The organism is uncultured Serinicoccus sp., assembly GCF_947487915.1.
Classification (GTDB): domain Bacteria; phylum Actinomycetota; class Actinomycetes; order Actinomycetales; family Dermatophilaceae; genus Ornithinicoccus.
In genome coordinates this window covers 63,489-75,800 of sequence record NZ_CANKYH010000002.1, presented here as the reverse complement: position 1 = coordinate 75,800, position 12,312 = coordinate 63,489, and the positions used below count along the sequence as shown (strand labels likewise).

The 12,312-nt window shown below is 69.6% G+C and carries 15 protein-coding genes and 2 pseudogenes; 6 read left to right on the top strand and 11 right to left on the bottom strand.

Going from position 1 to position 12,312, the window contains the following annotated elements:
- Positions 1 to 55: 55 nt before the first annotated feature.
- Positions 56 to 2,041 (bottom strand): threonine--tRNA ligase, encoded by a 1,986-nt coding sequence (gene thrS / locus Q0795_RS02170; RefSeq protein WP_298885905.1) that lies wholly within the window; start codon positions 2,039 to 2,041, stop codon positions 56 to 58.
- 152 nt (positions 2,042 to 2,193) lie between these two features.
- Here thrS and Q0795_RS02165 point away from each other — a divergent pair, with 152 nt between their 5' ends.
- Positions 2,194 to 2,694, top strand: a complete 501-nt coding sequence (locus Q0795_RS02165; RefSeq protein WP_298885903.1) for an NUDIX domain-containing protein — start codon at positions 2,194 to 2,196, stop codon at positions 2,692 to 2,694.
- A 47-nt stretch (positions 2,695 to 2,741) separates the two neighbouring features.
- Positions 2,742 to 3,284, top strand: coding sequence for a hypothetical protein (locus tag Q0795_RS02160; RefSeq protein WP_298885901.1), 543 nt, complete (start codon positions 2,742 to 2,744; stop codon positions 3,282 to 3,284).
- A gap of 78 nt (positions 3,285 to 3,362) precedes the next feature.
- Here the strand turns inward: Q0795_RS02160 and Q0795_RS02155 are convergent, their stop codons facing one another.
- From Q0795_RS02155 to Q0795_RS02140, 4 genes and pseudogenes are all read right to left on the bottom strand, one after another.
- Positions 3,363 to 3,902, bottom strand: coding sequence for a DUF1697 domain-containing protein (locus tag Q0795_RS02155; protein WP_298885897.1), 540 nt, complete (start codon positions 3,900 to 3,902; stop codon positions 3,363 to 3,365).
- 33 nt (positions 3,903 to 3,935) lie between these two features.
- Positions 3,936 to 4,436: a metallophosphoesterase gene (locus tag Q0795_RS02150; protein ID WP_298886607.1), complete on the bottom strand. Its 501-nt coding sequence runs from the start codon at positions 4,434 to 4,436 to the stop codon at positions 3,936 to 3,938.
- 8 nt (positions 4,437 to 4,444) lie between these two features.
- The gene (locus tag Q0795_RS02145) at positions 4,445 to 4,684 is read right to left on the bottom strand and encodes a hypothetical protein (RefSeq protein WP_298885895.1); all 240 of its coding nucleotides are present in this window, start codon (positions 4,682 to 4,684) and stop codon (positions 4,445 to 4,447) included.
- A 96-nt stretch (positions 4,685 to 4,780) separates the two neighbouring features.
- Positions 4,781 to 4,840: pseudogene (locus Q0795_RS02140) on the bottom strand (hypothetical protein); the annotation flags it as partial.
- A gap of 264 nt (positions 4,841 to 5,104) precedes the next feature.
- Here Q0795_RS02140 and Q0795_RS02135 point away from each other — a divergent pair.
- Positions 5,105 to 5,602, top strand: coding sequence for a carbonic anhydrase (locus tag Q0795_RS02135; RefSeq protein WP_298885893.1), 498 nt, complete (start codon positions 5,105 to 5,107; stop codon positions 5,600 to 5,602).
- Between the two features lie 66 nt (positions 5,603 to 5,668).
- Here the strand turns inward: Q0795_RS02135 and Q0795_RS02130 are convergent, their stop codons facing one another.
- Both Q0795_RS02130 and Q0795_RS02125 read right to left on the bottom strand, forming a co-directional pair.
- A complete protein-coding gene (locus Q0795_RS02130; protein ID WP_298885891.1) occupies positions 5,669 to 6,100 on the bottom strand; it encodes a DUF6653 family protein in 432 nt (143 codons plus the stop codon).
- A 353-nt stretch (positions 6,101 to 6,453) separates the two neighbouring features.
- Positions 6,454 to 7,086: a maleylpyruvate isomerase family mycothiol-dependent enzyme gene (locus Q0795_RS02125; RefSeq protein ID WP_298885889.1), complete on the bottom strand. Its 633-nt coding sequence runs from the start codon at positions 7,084 to 7,086 to the stop codon at positions 6,454 to 6,456.
- Between the two features lie 76 nt (positions 7,087 to 7,162).
- Here Q0795_RS02125 and Q0795_RS02120 point away from each other — a divergent pair, with 76 nt between their 5' ends.
- Positions 7,163 to 7,612: a MarR family transcriptional regulator gene (locus Q0795_RS02120; RefSeq protein WP_298885887.1), complete on the top strand. Its 450-nt coding sequence runs from the start codon at positions 7,163 to 7,165 to the stop codon at positions 7,610 to 7,612.
- A gap of 317 nt (positions 7,613 to 7,929) precedes the next feature.
- Complete coding sequence (locus Q0795_RS02115; RefSeq protein WP_298885885.1) at positions 7,930 to 9,180, top strand: multidrug effflux MFS transporter; 1,251 nt, start codon at positions 7,930 to 7,932, stop codon at positions 9,178 to 9,180.
- A gap of 35 nt (positions 9,181 to 9,215) precedes the next feature.
- Here the strand turns inward: Q0795_RS02115 and Q0795_RS02110 are convergent, their stop codons facing one another.
- The 4 genes and pseudogenes from Q0795_RS02110 to Q0795_RS02095 all read right to left on the bottom strand — a co-directional run bounded on the left by Q0795_RS02110 (position 9,216) and on the right by Q0795_RS02095 (position 11,021).
- Positions 9,216 to 9,515, bottom strand: coding sequence for a DUF4260 family protein (locus Q0795_RS02110; RefSeq protein WP_298885883.1), 300 nt, complete (start codon positions 9,513 to 9,515; stop codon positions 9,216 to 9,218).
- 5 nt (positions 9,516 to 9,520) lie between these two features.
- Entirely contained in the window at positions 9,521 to 10,153 is a 633-nt protein-coding gene (locus Q0795_RS02105; protein WP_298885881.1) for a maleylpyruvate isomerase family mycothiol-dependent enzyme, read from the bottom strand.
- Between the two features lie 130 nt (positions 10,154 to 10,283).
- A pseudogene (locus Q0795_RS02100) lies at positions 10,284 to 10,406 on the bottom strand (NAD(+)--rifampin ADP-ribosyltransferase); the annotation flags it as partial.
- A gap of 60 nt (positions 10,407 to 10,466) precedes the next feature.
- Positions 10,467 to 11,021, bottom strand: coding sequence for a MarR family transcriptional regulator (locus tag Q0795_RS02095; RefSeq protein ID WP_298886604.1), 555 nt, complete (start codon positions 11,019 to 11,021; stop codon positions 10,467 to 10,469).
- 229 nt (positions 11,022 to 11,250) lie between these two features.
- Here Q0795_RS02095 and Q0795_RS02090 point away from each other — a divergent pair, with 229 nt between their 5' ends.
- On the top strand, positions 11,251 to 12,108 hold the full coding sequence (locus Q0795_RS02090) for a VOC family protein (RefSeq protein ID WP_298886601.1): 858 nt from the start codon (positions 11,251 to 11,253) through the stop codon (positions 12,106 to 12,108).
- The last annotated feature ends 204 nt before the right edge of the window (positions 12,109 to 12,312 follow it).

The window sequence follows — 12,312 nt, the reverse complement described above, 5'->3', positions numbered from 1 at the left end:
GTCGGCGTCCGGCCCAGGTCAGACGGGGTCGGGTCGGGCGGGACGGCGCCGCGACTCAGACCTGCACGCGGTCGCGGACGGCGGCGGCGATCCGCTCGACCGCCTCGTCGACCGGCACGGAGTTCTCCTGCGATCCGTCACGGAAGCGGAAGGACACCGCGCCGGCGTCCCGGTCCTCTCCCCCCGCGATGAGGATGAACGGCGCCTTGGACCGGCTGGCGTTGCGGATCTTCTTGGGGAAGCGGTCGTCGCCGCGGTCCACCTCGACCCGGATGCCGTGCTCCCGCAGCCGCCCGGCCACCTCGTCCAGGTAGCCCTCGAACTCTTCGGCCACCGGCACCCCGACCACCTGGACCGGCGCCAGCCACGGGGGCAGCTGCCCGGCGTAGTGCTCGATGAGCACCCCCATGAAGCGCTCGACCGAGCCGAGCTTGGCTGAGTGGATCATCACCGGCTGCTGCCGGGACCCGTCTGCGGCGGAGTACTCCAGCCCGAAACGCTCCGGCTGGTTGAAGTCGTACTGCACGGTCGACATCTGCCAGGTCCGGCCGATCGCATCCCGGGCCTGCACCGAGATCTTCGGCCCGTAGAAGGCGGCACCACCCGGGTCGGGCACGAGCTCCAGTCCGGAGTCGCGGGCGACCTCCTCCAGCACGGCGGTCGCCTCGGCCCACTGCTCGTCGGTCCCGATGAACTTGTCCTTCTTCTCCCCCACCTCGTCACGGGTGGACAGCTCGAGGTAGAAGTCGTCCAGGCCGAAGTCGCGCAGGACCCCGAGCACGAAGGTCAGCAGGTGCCGGATCTCGCCGGGTGCCTGGTCGCGGGTGACGTAGGAGTGCGAGTCGTCCATCTCCAGGCCGCGCACCCGGGTCAGGCCGTGCACCACCCCGGACTTCTCGTAGCGGTAGACGTGCCCGAACTCGAAGAGCCGCAACGGCAGGTCGCGGTAGGACCGCTGCTGGCTCTTGTAGATGAGGTTGTGCATGGGGCAGTTCATCGCCTTGAGGAAGTAGCGCTGCCCGTCCTCCTCCATCGGCGGGAACATCGTGTCCTCGTAGTACGGCAGGTGGCCCGAGGTGTGGAACAGCCCTTCCTTGGCCACGTGCGGGGTCCCGACGTACTCGAAGCCCTCGTCGATGTGCCGCTGGCGCAGGTAGTCCTCCATGACCCGCTTGAGCACGCCGCCCTTGGGGTGGAAGACGGGCAGGCCGGCGCCCAGCTCCTCGGGGAAGGAGTAGAGGTCCATCTCCGCGCCCAGGCGGCGGTGGTCGCGCTTCTCGGCCTCGGCGAGACGGTCGAGGTAGGCCTTGAGCTCGTCCTTGGACGGCCAGGCGGTGCCGTAGATCCGCTGCAGCTGCGGGTTCTTCTCGCTGCCCCGCCAGTAGGCCGCGGCGCTGCGCATGAGCTTGAAGGCGTTGCCGATGATCTTGGTGCTCGGCAGGTGCGGGCCGCGGCACAGGTCGCCCCAGACCGTCTCGCCGGTCCGGTCGAGGTTGTCGTAGATCGTGAGCTGGCTGCCGCCGACCTCGACGCTCGCGCCCTCGGCGGCGTCCTCGGAGGCGCCGCCCTTGAGCCCGATGAGCTCGAGCTTGTAGGGCTCGGCGGCCAGCTCCTCGCGGGCGGCTTCGTCGTCGACCTCGCGGCGGGCGAAGGTCTGCCCGGTGTTGATGATGCGCTGCATCGTCTTCTCGAGGCGCTTGAGGTCGTCCGGGGTGAACGGCTCGGCGACGTCGAAGTCGTAGTAGAAGCCGTCGCGCACCGGCGGCCCGATGCCCAGACGGGCCTCGGGCCAGGTCTGCTGCACGGCCTGCGCGAGCACGTGCGCGCAGGAGTGGCGCAGTACGTCCAGCCCGTCCGGCTCGGTGACGAGCACCGGCTCGACGACGTCGCCGTCGGCCAGCTCGTGGTGCAGGTCGCGCAGCTCGCCGCCGATGCGCGCGACGACCACCTGCCGGTCGTCGGCGAAGAGGTCACCCGCCGTCGTGCCCTGGTCGACCGCTCGCTCGCTGCCTGCGACACTGACGGTGATCTGGGTGGACACGCTGGGGCTCCTCGGAGGTGGGGGTATGACGTGCGCCGCGCGCGCCCGTCGGTCGCCCAACCCTACCCGCCGGATCGCGGCTGCCGGCACCGGATATCGGGGCGCGCACGGCGCGAAGAGGGGCCCGGGCCGCAGCACCTAGGGTGCTGGTCGTGGGCGCAGTCGAGGACCGGGAGCCGCCGGACGGCATCACCAAGCACTTCACCGTGGCCGTCTTCGTCGTCCACGCCAGGCACGTCCTGCTGCACCCGCACCCCAAGGTCGGTCTGTGGCTGCCGCCCGGTGGGCACATCGAGCCGCACGAGCTGCCGGACGACGCGGCGCGGCGCGAGACCCACGAGGAGACGGGACTGGAGGTCGAGCTCGTCGGCTCCCCCGGCATACCGCACGACGCTCCGGGCTCCCCCCGCCAGCTCGTGCGCCCCGAGGGCATCCAGGTGGAGGACATCTCGCGGGACCCGCCGCACCAGCACATCGACCTCATCTACTTCGCCGTCCCCCGACCGGGCTGGTGGCCCGGGCCGGACGGCCTGCCCCAGGTGTCGGACACCTACGGGATGCTCTGGCTGACCGCAGACGCGATCTCGCGGCTGCCCCTCACCGCGGAGGTCTCAGCCTGGGTGCAGCGAGCCCTACACGTTGTCGTGGACTAACTGCTACAGTATGTAGTACCAAGTTGGACACGTCGAAAGTAGGCATCATGAGCTCCGCCACAGCTTCGGCCACCACCACGGCCACCCCCCTCACGGCACGGGGCGAGACGCCCCTCCCCGCGGCAGGTGCCTGGATGCTGGCCATCACCCGCATCGCCTTCGGCTTCTACTTCCTGTGGGCGTTCCTGGACAAGACCTTCGGCCTGGGCTACGCGACCCCCGGTGAGAACGCCTGGGTCAGCGGCGGCAGCCCCACCACCGGCTACCTCAGCGGTGTCGAGGGTCCGCTCGCCGGCTTCTACAACGGCATGGCCGGCATGGTCGTCATCGACTGGCTCTTCATGCTCGGTCTGCTGGGGATCGGCGTCACCCTCATCACCGGCGCCGGAGCCCGCGTAGGCGCCCTGGCGGGAGCGCTGATGTACCTGTTCATGTACGGGGCGGCCATCCCGACCGTGAACAACCCGTTCCTCGACGACCACCTCACCGGCGCCCTGGTGCTGCTCACCGTCGCCGCCATCCCGGCCGCGTGGAGCACGTTCGGTCTCGGCGACTGGTGGGCGCGGACCGCCCCTTCCGCCCTCCGCTGACCAGCGCGAGCGCACCACGACAGCCTCGGCCACCGGCCGGGGCTGTCGTGTGCCGCCTGGCACCCTCGCGGGAGCGGGTCAGGCTCTGGTGGGGGCTGACAGCTCGACCAGCCGGCGTACGGTCCGGAGGTTGCGGGCGGTGCCCGACACTCCGAGGGCGCGCCCGACGGCCGCGTCACTCATCTGCGGCCGACCCGCGCCCCGCGCATACCGCAGGTGCATCTCCCGGCCGATGACGTCCCACCGGTCCTCGCCCGTCGGGAGCTCCCGGGCAGTCGCGACGGCCTCCGGGGCGGGCTCCTCACCGAGGAAGCACACGTAGGAGAACGCGGGGTCGACCACCTCGAACGGGTGCCCACCCAGGGCCGCGGAGACCTCGTCGTGCGATCGGCTGATGACATCGCGGAAGAAGCCGCAGTGCTCCTGGACGGCCTGCTCGAGGGCGCGGTCGAAGGCTTGCGCCTCCCCCGAGACGGTGCACACCATGTTTCCCGACGCGATGTAGGTCACGACGTCCGACGCCCCCAGGGATGCCGCAAGCTCGCGCCATCGGGCCATGGGCAGCTTCGCGGTGCCGCCGACGTTGACCGCTCGCACCAGGACCACCCGTCGCTCCACGCCCTGAACGTACCTCCCCGCCCCGGTGTCGCGTCAGCCCCGCGCCTCGATCCGGTGAAGCGCCACCTCGCTCAGCGCACCCTCAGCGACGGTGCAGGTCAGATAGGTGCAGTACGGCATACGCCGCCGGTCCGTGGGCGATCCCGGGTTGAGCAGGCGCAGACCCTCGTGCTCGGTGTCCCACGGGATGTGGCTGTGCCCGAAGACCAGGACGTCCAGGTCGGGGTATGCCGCGCGCATCCGTTCCTCGCGCCGCTGCTTGGCGCCGGTCTCGTGCACCACGCCCCACCGCATACCCCCCAGCTCCACCCGGGCCACCTCGGGCAGTCGGCGGCGCAGCTCCGGGCCGTCGTTGTTGCCCCACACGGCGACGAGCCGGGTGGAGCGCCTCTCGAACTCCTCCAGCAGGTCAGGGGTGACCCAGTCCCCGGCGTGGACCACGACGTCGGCGGCGGCCACCTGCTCCCACACCTGGGCCGGCAGAGCCTTCGCGCGCTTCGGCACGTGGGTGTCGGCGAGGAGAAGGAGGCGCAGGCCCTGACTCACCCGACCTCGGGGGTGCCGGTGCTGCCCTCGTCGTGGATCTCGTGGGCCATCTGCTCCAGGTCGCCGTCGTCGACCTCCACCTGGGCCTGCTCCATCCCCTCCTCGAGGTCCTCCCGGATCGTCTCGGGCTGGGCACCCTCGTCCCAGCTCTCGACCCGCTCCACGACGTGCTCCGCGGCCTCCTGCCGCGCCTCGGACTCCTCGGACCCGGCGTTGCTGCTCTGCTGCTCAGTCATGCCGCCACCGTAGCCACTGCCGAGCCGGTCCGCCCTCCGACGGGTCCCGCGTGACGATCGCCAGCGCCGGCAGACGAGGCGCACCCGGGCATCGCTCGACGCCGCCGGGTCGTTGACGGTCACGTCGCCGTTGCTGTCGAACCCACGGACGACGATGACGTGCCCTGGCTGGAGGGGATGGGCATCCAGGCCGTGCGTGGACGCCCATCCCCTGTTGAACGTGCCGCCGACGGCATGGACGGTGGCGGCGACGCGGAGGCTACGACGATTGACCCAGGGGGCGGGCCTTCGGGCGCGACATAATCATCACTTATGCGAATGCCAAGACGATGTAGAGTTGGCGGGTGGGCGAGACGCTCTGCTCGCTCCACCGGATGAGCCCTGGACGCCGCGCCAGGACTCACACTCCCAGGAGAAGCGATGACCGTCACCGACACCCTGCTCGCTCACAACGAGGCGTATGCGTCACAGTTCAGCGGTCCGCTGCCGCTGCCTCCCTCGAAGCACGTGGCCGTTCTCGCCTGTATGGACGCACGGCTGGACGTCTACCGGGCGTTGGGGTTGAACGAAGGGGAAGCGCACGTCATCCGCAACGCCGGCGGTGTCGTCACCGAGGACGAGATCCGATCCCTGGCGATCAGCCAACGACTCCTGGGAACGAGGGAGATCATCCTCATCCACCACACCGACTGCGGGATGCTGACCTTCACCGACGACGAGTTCAAAGAATCCATCCGCGTGGAGACCGGCCTGCGCCCCCCGTGGGCGGCCGAGGCGTTCCCCGACGTGGAGGAGGATGTTCGCCAGTCGCTTGGCCGTGTCCAGTCCAGTCCCTTCATCCCCCACAAGGAGTCGGTTCGCGGTTTCGTCTTTGACGTCGCCACCGGGCGGCTCCACGAAGTGACGTCCCTGAGCTGACACACCACGAACTGCCGCATCGAGGATGCGTCCGGCACCGAGATCTCGTCGAGGACGGTCCCTCAGTCAGGCGGCCTTTCGAGTCTCGTGCGCGTACCTGTCCGCCCATAGCCTCCATTGCCACAGCGTCAGCGCCACGAAGCTCCCCGTGCCGGCGACCACGGCAGTCTTGCTGTGCTGGTAGCTGGCCACCATGGCTCCCACGAGCGATGAAGTGGACGCGGCCACCAGGAGCAGGACCTTCGGCTCAGACGTGGGATCCCGAGTCCAGGATTCCTCACCGAGGATGGCCCGGGTCGCGAACGAGGACGCGTCGTGAGCCGGCGGCGTCATGACCGGGTTGACCGCGAACCAGGCGCCGATGGGAAGGTACAACCACCATCTCCGGGTCCACGGTGGCACGAGAAGCAGAGGCGCGCTCAGCAACCTGGACCAGGCGCTGACGGGATGAGCGTGCCGCTGGAACACGCGCGCGTAGGGGCCGACCTCGGAAGCCACGACTCCAGCCTGACACCTGGTCACCGCCAGGTCACCTGGGCGCACGACTCTGTCGCGAGTAGTAGCCATGGGTGAGACAACCACGATCCGCATCAGCCGGGACACCCACGCCCGCGTGACTCAACTCGCTGCCCATCGACACGAGACCATCGACCAGACCGTGAGTAAGGCGATCCGAGCACCCCGTCAGGACGCCATGGCGCGAGACCTTGCGGCCGACCTCACCGACGCAGACCGCACGCGCCTAGATGCTGACACCGGGTGACGTCGTCGAGCTCGATCTTGGGACGCCCTCGGGCAGCGAGACGGGACTGCAACGGCCAGCATCGTGCAGGGGGTGTCAGTCGGCATGATCAGGCCGCGCTCGCGAGACCTCGGACACCGGGACCGTGCAGTTCATCGAGGACCGCCGTCGTCCGGCCGGTGGCGAGGAGCAACAAGGCCAGCGTTGAGCCGGTCACCTCGGGTCCAGTGCCGGCGGCCCAATGGGTGTCGGTGGCACGTAGCGACAGTCCGCCCAGACGGGTGCGTGCCCGGAAGCGCCACCCCATCGCCCATACCCGCTCCAACCCTTGCTGCGCCTGCGCAGCCGCGACCGGCAGGTCTCGACCCAGGGGACGAGCGACGTCCTGGCCATGAACGATGAGGTCAAAGAGCAGGTTGCGCGGGTCCGGCACGGGGCGGGAAGGTATCCGGTCAGCAGCGTGGCGCCTCAAGAGTGCCACGAGTTCCTGAGGGTCCCGTTGCCCCTCCTGGATCCCGATGAGCATGTTGATGCCGTTGATGTCGAACCTCGCTCGTGGGGCGACGGCGAGCATCTGTCGGGCTGTCACCCGGGGCACTACCGAGACGTGCCCGACCACATCGCGTACCCGCCAGCCGGCACAGAGCGAGGCAGCGTCCCATTGCTGCGCTGACAACGTGTCCAGGAAGTCCGCGAACTCCATGCGCATCGTTCTCACCGTCGACCAGTACTGATCGTCCATGGCAAACCATCCTCTAGAAGTCCGAGACTCGGACCAAGTGTAGTCCGGTTCTCGGACTATGTGCAAGGATGGTCCGATGACCGACACCACGGCAGCAGATGACGTCAACCTCGGTTTGCTGCTCTTCATCCCCTACCGCTTCATGGAGTCCGCGGTGATGACGGCCCTGAGGGAGCAGGGTCATGAGCTGACCCTTACCCAGGCCAGAGTCTTCCAGCGCATCGATCCGCAGGGGACTCGCATGGCAGATCTAGCCCGGGCTTCGCAGCTTCCCAAGCAGACGATCGGCTCGGTCGTGGACCAGCTGGAGAAGAGCGGATATGTACGCCGGGTCCCCGACCCGCACGACGCCCGGTCCCGGCAGGTCCAGATCACCGAGCGCGGCGACCAGCTCGTGGCGGCCAGCATCCCGACGGTCCGTCAGGTCGAGGCGGCATGGCGCGACCATCTGGGCCCTACGCGCTCCCAGCAACTCGTCGAAGCGCTGACCGAGCTGCGTCACATCACCGACACCCACCTGAGTTGAGTCCCGCATGGTGGTGTAGCGCGGTCGTTGTCCTCGTCCCGGTGCTGCACGTGGGTGCGGCCACCGCGTGATCCTTCCCGGGGAGGACGCACCGGTCGGCGGACGAAGACTGGTGCGCGGAGGGACCCCCGAGGCCGATCGCACCCTCGGCGCCATGGCCTGGCCCCACCTCATGCACCTCTTCGACTGCACAGCAACGCGGCGTCGGTGACCATCCTTGCGAGGGACAGACCTCGTACACGCGAGCGGGTCGACCGGGGGGAGGCCTGGCGCCCGACCCCGGGAATATCGCGGGGGACATCCCTCTTGCTCACGTGGTGAGATCAGCCCCCGTCGCAGCGCCCCCCGCCTCCTCCCGGCCCCGCACCGAACCCTCCCCGCTGGGCCGGCTGCTGCTGTTCGGGGCGCTCGTCGCGATCGGTCCCCTGACGATCGACATGTACCTCGCCGCCTTTCCGGCTGTCGTGGACGACCTGTCCACGACCGAGGCCACGGTCCAGCTGACGCTGACCGCGACCCTGGTCGGGCTTGCCACCGGCCAGTTGCTCATCGGAGCGTTGTCGGACTCCTTCGGCCGGCGCCGACCGTTGATCGCGTCGCTGAGCCTCTACGTCGTGGTCTCGGCGGCGATCGCGGTCTCCTCCTCGATCGAGGTGCTGCTGCTGCTGCGCTTCGTGCAGGGCTTGACCGGTGCGGCCGGGATGGTGCTGTCCCAGGCCATGGTCCGCGACCTCTACAGCGGCTCCCGGATGGCGACCTTCATCTCCCGGCTCTTCCTGGTGGTCGGCGTGGCCCCGATCCTGGCGCCCACGCTGGGCGCCCAGTTCCTGATCTTCGGCAGCTGGCGGACCATCTTCTGGGCGCTGGGAGCCTTCGGGCTGCTGCTGGCGGTACTGGCGCTGGTCCTCGTCAAGGAGACCCTGCCCCCCGAGCGACGCCGTCACTTCGGTCCGCGGACCCTGTGGGCGAGCTACCGGGTGCTGCTCTCGGACCGACGCTACGTCGGCCTGGTCCTGACGGCGTGCACCGCGATGGGCTGCCTGTTCGCCTACATCTCCAGCGCGACCTTCGTCTTCCAGGGGCTGTACGGGATGAGCACCCAGCAGTATGCCCTGGTCTTCGCCGCGGGCGCAGGAGCGCTCACCGTCACCAGCCAGGTCAACGGATCTCTGGTGCGCACGGTGCACCCGGCCGCGGTGCTGCGGGTGGCGCTGCCCTCGATGCTGGCCATCGCCCTGGCCCTGCTCACCGCCGCGCTGGTGGACCTGAGCGTGTGGGCCATCGTCGGCGGCATCGTCCTGCTGATGGGCTCGGTGGGCTTCGTCATGCCGAACAGCCCGAGCATCGCCCTGGCCGACCACGGGGAGCGGGCCGGAGCGGCTGCCGCTCTGCTCGGGGCGACGAACTTCGTCTTCGGCGCGCTCATCTCCCCCGTCACCGGGCTGTTCGGGGTCGACTCGGCGGTGCCGATGGCGGCCATCATGGTCGTCTGCGCCACGGCGTCGCTGTTCTTCTACACCGTCCTGGCCCGCCCGCAGGACATCCTGCGGGACATGCCCTGGGAGTGACCCGCACCCCATACCCCAGCGGGTGTGGCCGAGGGTCAGCGCCCCGTGCCGATCTCACCGAGGTGGGTGTGGGTGAAGCGGTCGGTGAACTTGAGCCCGTACCCCAGTAGACGATCGATGGCGATGTGGAAGGCCCACGACAACGCCACGAACTCGGCCCACCTGGCGTCGTCGGCCACCATCCAGGTGAGAGCAAGCAGCCCGACCGGCCCGAGGTAGCTGTGGCCCGCGTTGTACAGGATCGCCCCCAGTCTCGGCGACGCGAGGTAGCCCAGCATGGAGAGATCCCAGACCAGGAACACCGCGATGAGCCACCAGCTGCCGGCTGGTGGCAAAACCGTCAGTCTCGAGCGGCCAGGATCGGGACGCCATCACCTGTGAGCTCGCCGGGAGCGGTCGGTCGACCGGATACGGCGAGCAGCAGGGCGATGGCAGGGCCACGGACCTCCGGGCCGTCACCGATGTGTCGTCCTCCGGGATGCGAGCAGAGACGGAGGCCGCGGACGCGCTCTCTGCCCCCACCGAGACCAGCGCTGGCCCCCGCCATGTACTCCAGCGCGGTCGTCACGTGCTCGACCGGATAGGGGCGGCGGATGCCCAGGGGACGCCGGATGTCCTCGCCGTGCACGTAGGCCTCCACCAGCCTCGTCTCCACAGGTCCCGGTGGGCGGTCCCTGCGGTCCATTGCCGCGCGGAACGCGTCCAGCGTCTGGACGGGGTCGGGGGCCTTGCGCTTCGCCACTCCGTCGTCGTTCGCGCGGTCGAAGTCGAAGCGGGCGCGGACCATCTGACGCACGAATCCGAGTCGGGTCGTGCGTGCCGAGTCGGTGAGATGGGCGACGACGTCGTGCACCGACCACCCACGGCACAACGACGGCGTCTCCCACTGGTCCGGAGTGATGCCCTCCAGGTCGGTCACCAGCGTGCGTCGCTCCTCGTGCACGGCCTGCCAGATCACGGTTCGATGATCCACGTCGGTCTCCTCCAGCTAGGTTGCACGGCCGCCCTCTCGGGACGTCAGGATGCAGACTGCCCGGCCGGCCACGACTCATCACCACCCCTGCAGGCGCTGCCAGGGCCTGACCAACGGAACAGCGGCCCCCTCAGTCGTCGATCTGCGCCCTGCCCTCTCGCTGCAGGGCAGCCAGCCCGGCTCGCATGGCCTGCAGCGACTCCGGAGTGTGCCCGATCCACCCGACCACCTCGCCGACCACGCGCAGCGGCTCCCTCGCCTCGTTGACCCCACCCACGCTATCCCTCTGCTCTCCGACGGCGTCGCGGATGACCTACCGCTGACCCACCGGCGCATCGGGGTCATCTCGTGTCGAGGCACCCGGGTCGTCCTCGGCCGGTTCGTCGTACCGGCTGTAGATGGCAGCCATGGTCCGGTCGGGATCGATCCGCTCCAGGATCGCCGAGGTGATCGCCGTCAGCTGGTCGATCTGGGTGGTGGTCAGAGCATCGATGACGGCGCCGCGGACGGCGGCGGCATGGCCCGGAGCAGCTGCCTGGACCACACCCCACCCGGCGTCGGTCAGGCTCGCGTTGGTGGCGCGGGCATCCTCAGGACACGGCATACGGGCCACCAGGCCTCGACCCTCGAGACGCCTGACCACGTGCGAGAGCCGCGGCAGGGTGGCGTTGGTCTGGGCTGCGAGAGCGGTCATCCGCAGCGTGCTGCCCTCCGCCTCGGAGAGCATGGCCAGCGTGTAGTACTCGAAGTGGGTGAGCCCGCTGTCCCTGCGTAGCTGCGTGTCGAGCACGCCGGGGAGCCGCTCCAGCACGGCTGCCAGGCGGACCCATGCCGCCCGCTCCGGATCGGTCAACCAGGTCGTCGTCATCGCATCAGTATGGCCGATGGTTGACGGAACAACCTCCACGACCATGGAGACGCCTATCGGTTGTAGCAACAACTGTATGCTGCTACTCTCGATGTGTTAGTTGACACGACAACTTCTGAGGCCCGCCATGACCGCCGATTCCCGCACGACGCCAGCTCAGGGTGCGATCACCCCCTCTCCGGTGCGCACCGACCCCAGCAGCGACCTCCTCCTGCCCGACACCACCGCCATGGACGCCGTCACCCTGCACGTGGCTGACCTCCCGGGTATGAGCGCCTACTACCGTGACGCCCTCGGGCTCGAGGAGCTGCCCGGCGAGGCCAGCCGCACCACCGTGGACCGTGGCTCCCCCGCCGTCGGACCGGCTGCCACCAGCGTCCTCGGCCGCGGACGTGACGCGCTCGTCGTCCTCGTCCACACCCCCGGGCTCCCCGCCCCGGCGCCCGGCCAGGCGGGCCTGTTCCACACCGCTCTGCTCTTCCCCGACCGTGCCGCCCTCGCGGACGTCGTCGCCCGCGCAGCCCGACACCCCCGCTCGGTCTTCGTCGGCTCTGCCGACCACCTGGTGTCCGAGGCGTTCTACTTCACCGACCCCGAGGGCAACGGCATCGAGCTGTACTGGGACCGCCCCCGCGAGGAGTGGACCTGGCAGCAGGGCCGGGTGGTGATGGATGCCCTCCCCCTGGACCCGCAGGACTTCCTGCGGGACCACCGTGGGGGGCAGGCCCCCAGCACCGCCGAGGTGGGCCACGTGCACCTCAAGGTCGGGGACGTGCCCACCGCCCGAGCCTTCTACGTCGACGCCCTCGGCTTCGAGGTCACCGCGCAGTGGAACGGCGCGATCTTCGTGTCCGCCGGTGGCTACCACCACCACATGGCCATGAACAGCTGGGGCAGCCGCGGCGCAGGCGCCCGGGCCGCCACGATCGGACTCGGGCAGGTCTCCATCGTCGTCCCGACCACCCAGGACGTCGACGCCCTCGCCGAGCGACTCCGGCACCACGACATCCCCGCAAAGCACGACGGCCGCACCCTGCGCTTCGAGGACCCGTGGCGCAGCCTCCTCGAGGTCAGCGCCGCCGGGTGACGACCTCGGGGCGAGGCGTGCCAGCCACGCGGAAAGCCCCTCGTCCGCGTCGGCGCAGACCAGGGGCCTCATACCTCACCCCGAACCGGGTGGACGCGAAGGGACCCGAAATGGACGAGCGCGGAACTGCTGCACGATCTGGTGACACCGTCGCATGATCGTGCAGTAGTCATCGACCCATCTATTCAGGCGCGGCGACCCAGC

Coding starts and splice junctions, on each gene's coding strand:
- Q0795_RS02145 (WP_298885895.1), bottom strand. CDS start 4,684: ATGACTGAGCAGCAGAGCAGCAACGCCGGGTCCGAGGAGTCCGAGGCG.
- Q0795_RS02090 (WP_298886601.1), top strand. CDS start 11,251: ATGGACGCCGTCACCCTGCACGTGGCTGACCTCCCGGGTATGAGCGCC.
- Q0795_RS02095 (WP_298886604.1), bottom strand. CDS start 11,021: ATGACGACGACCTGGTTGACCGATCCGGAGCGGGCGGCATGGGTCCGC.
- Q0795_RS02125 (WP_298885889.1), bottom strand. CDS start 7,086: ATGGACGATCAGTACTGGTCGACGGTGAGAACGATGCGCATGGAGTTC.
- Q0795_RS02135 (WP_298885893.1), top strand. CDS start 5,105: ATGACCGTCACCGACACCCTGCTCGCTCACAACGAGGCGTATGCGTCA.
- Q0795_RS02120 (WP_298885887.1), top strand. CDS start 7,163: ATGACCGACACCACGGCAGCAGATGACGTCAACCTCGGTTTGCTGCTC.
- Q0795_RS02160 (WP_298885901.1), top strand. CDS start 2,742: ATGAGCTCCGCCACAGCTTCGGCCACCACCACGGCCACCCCCCTCACG.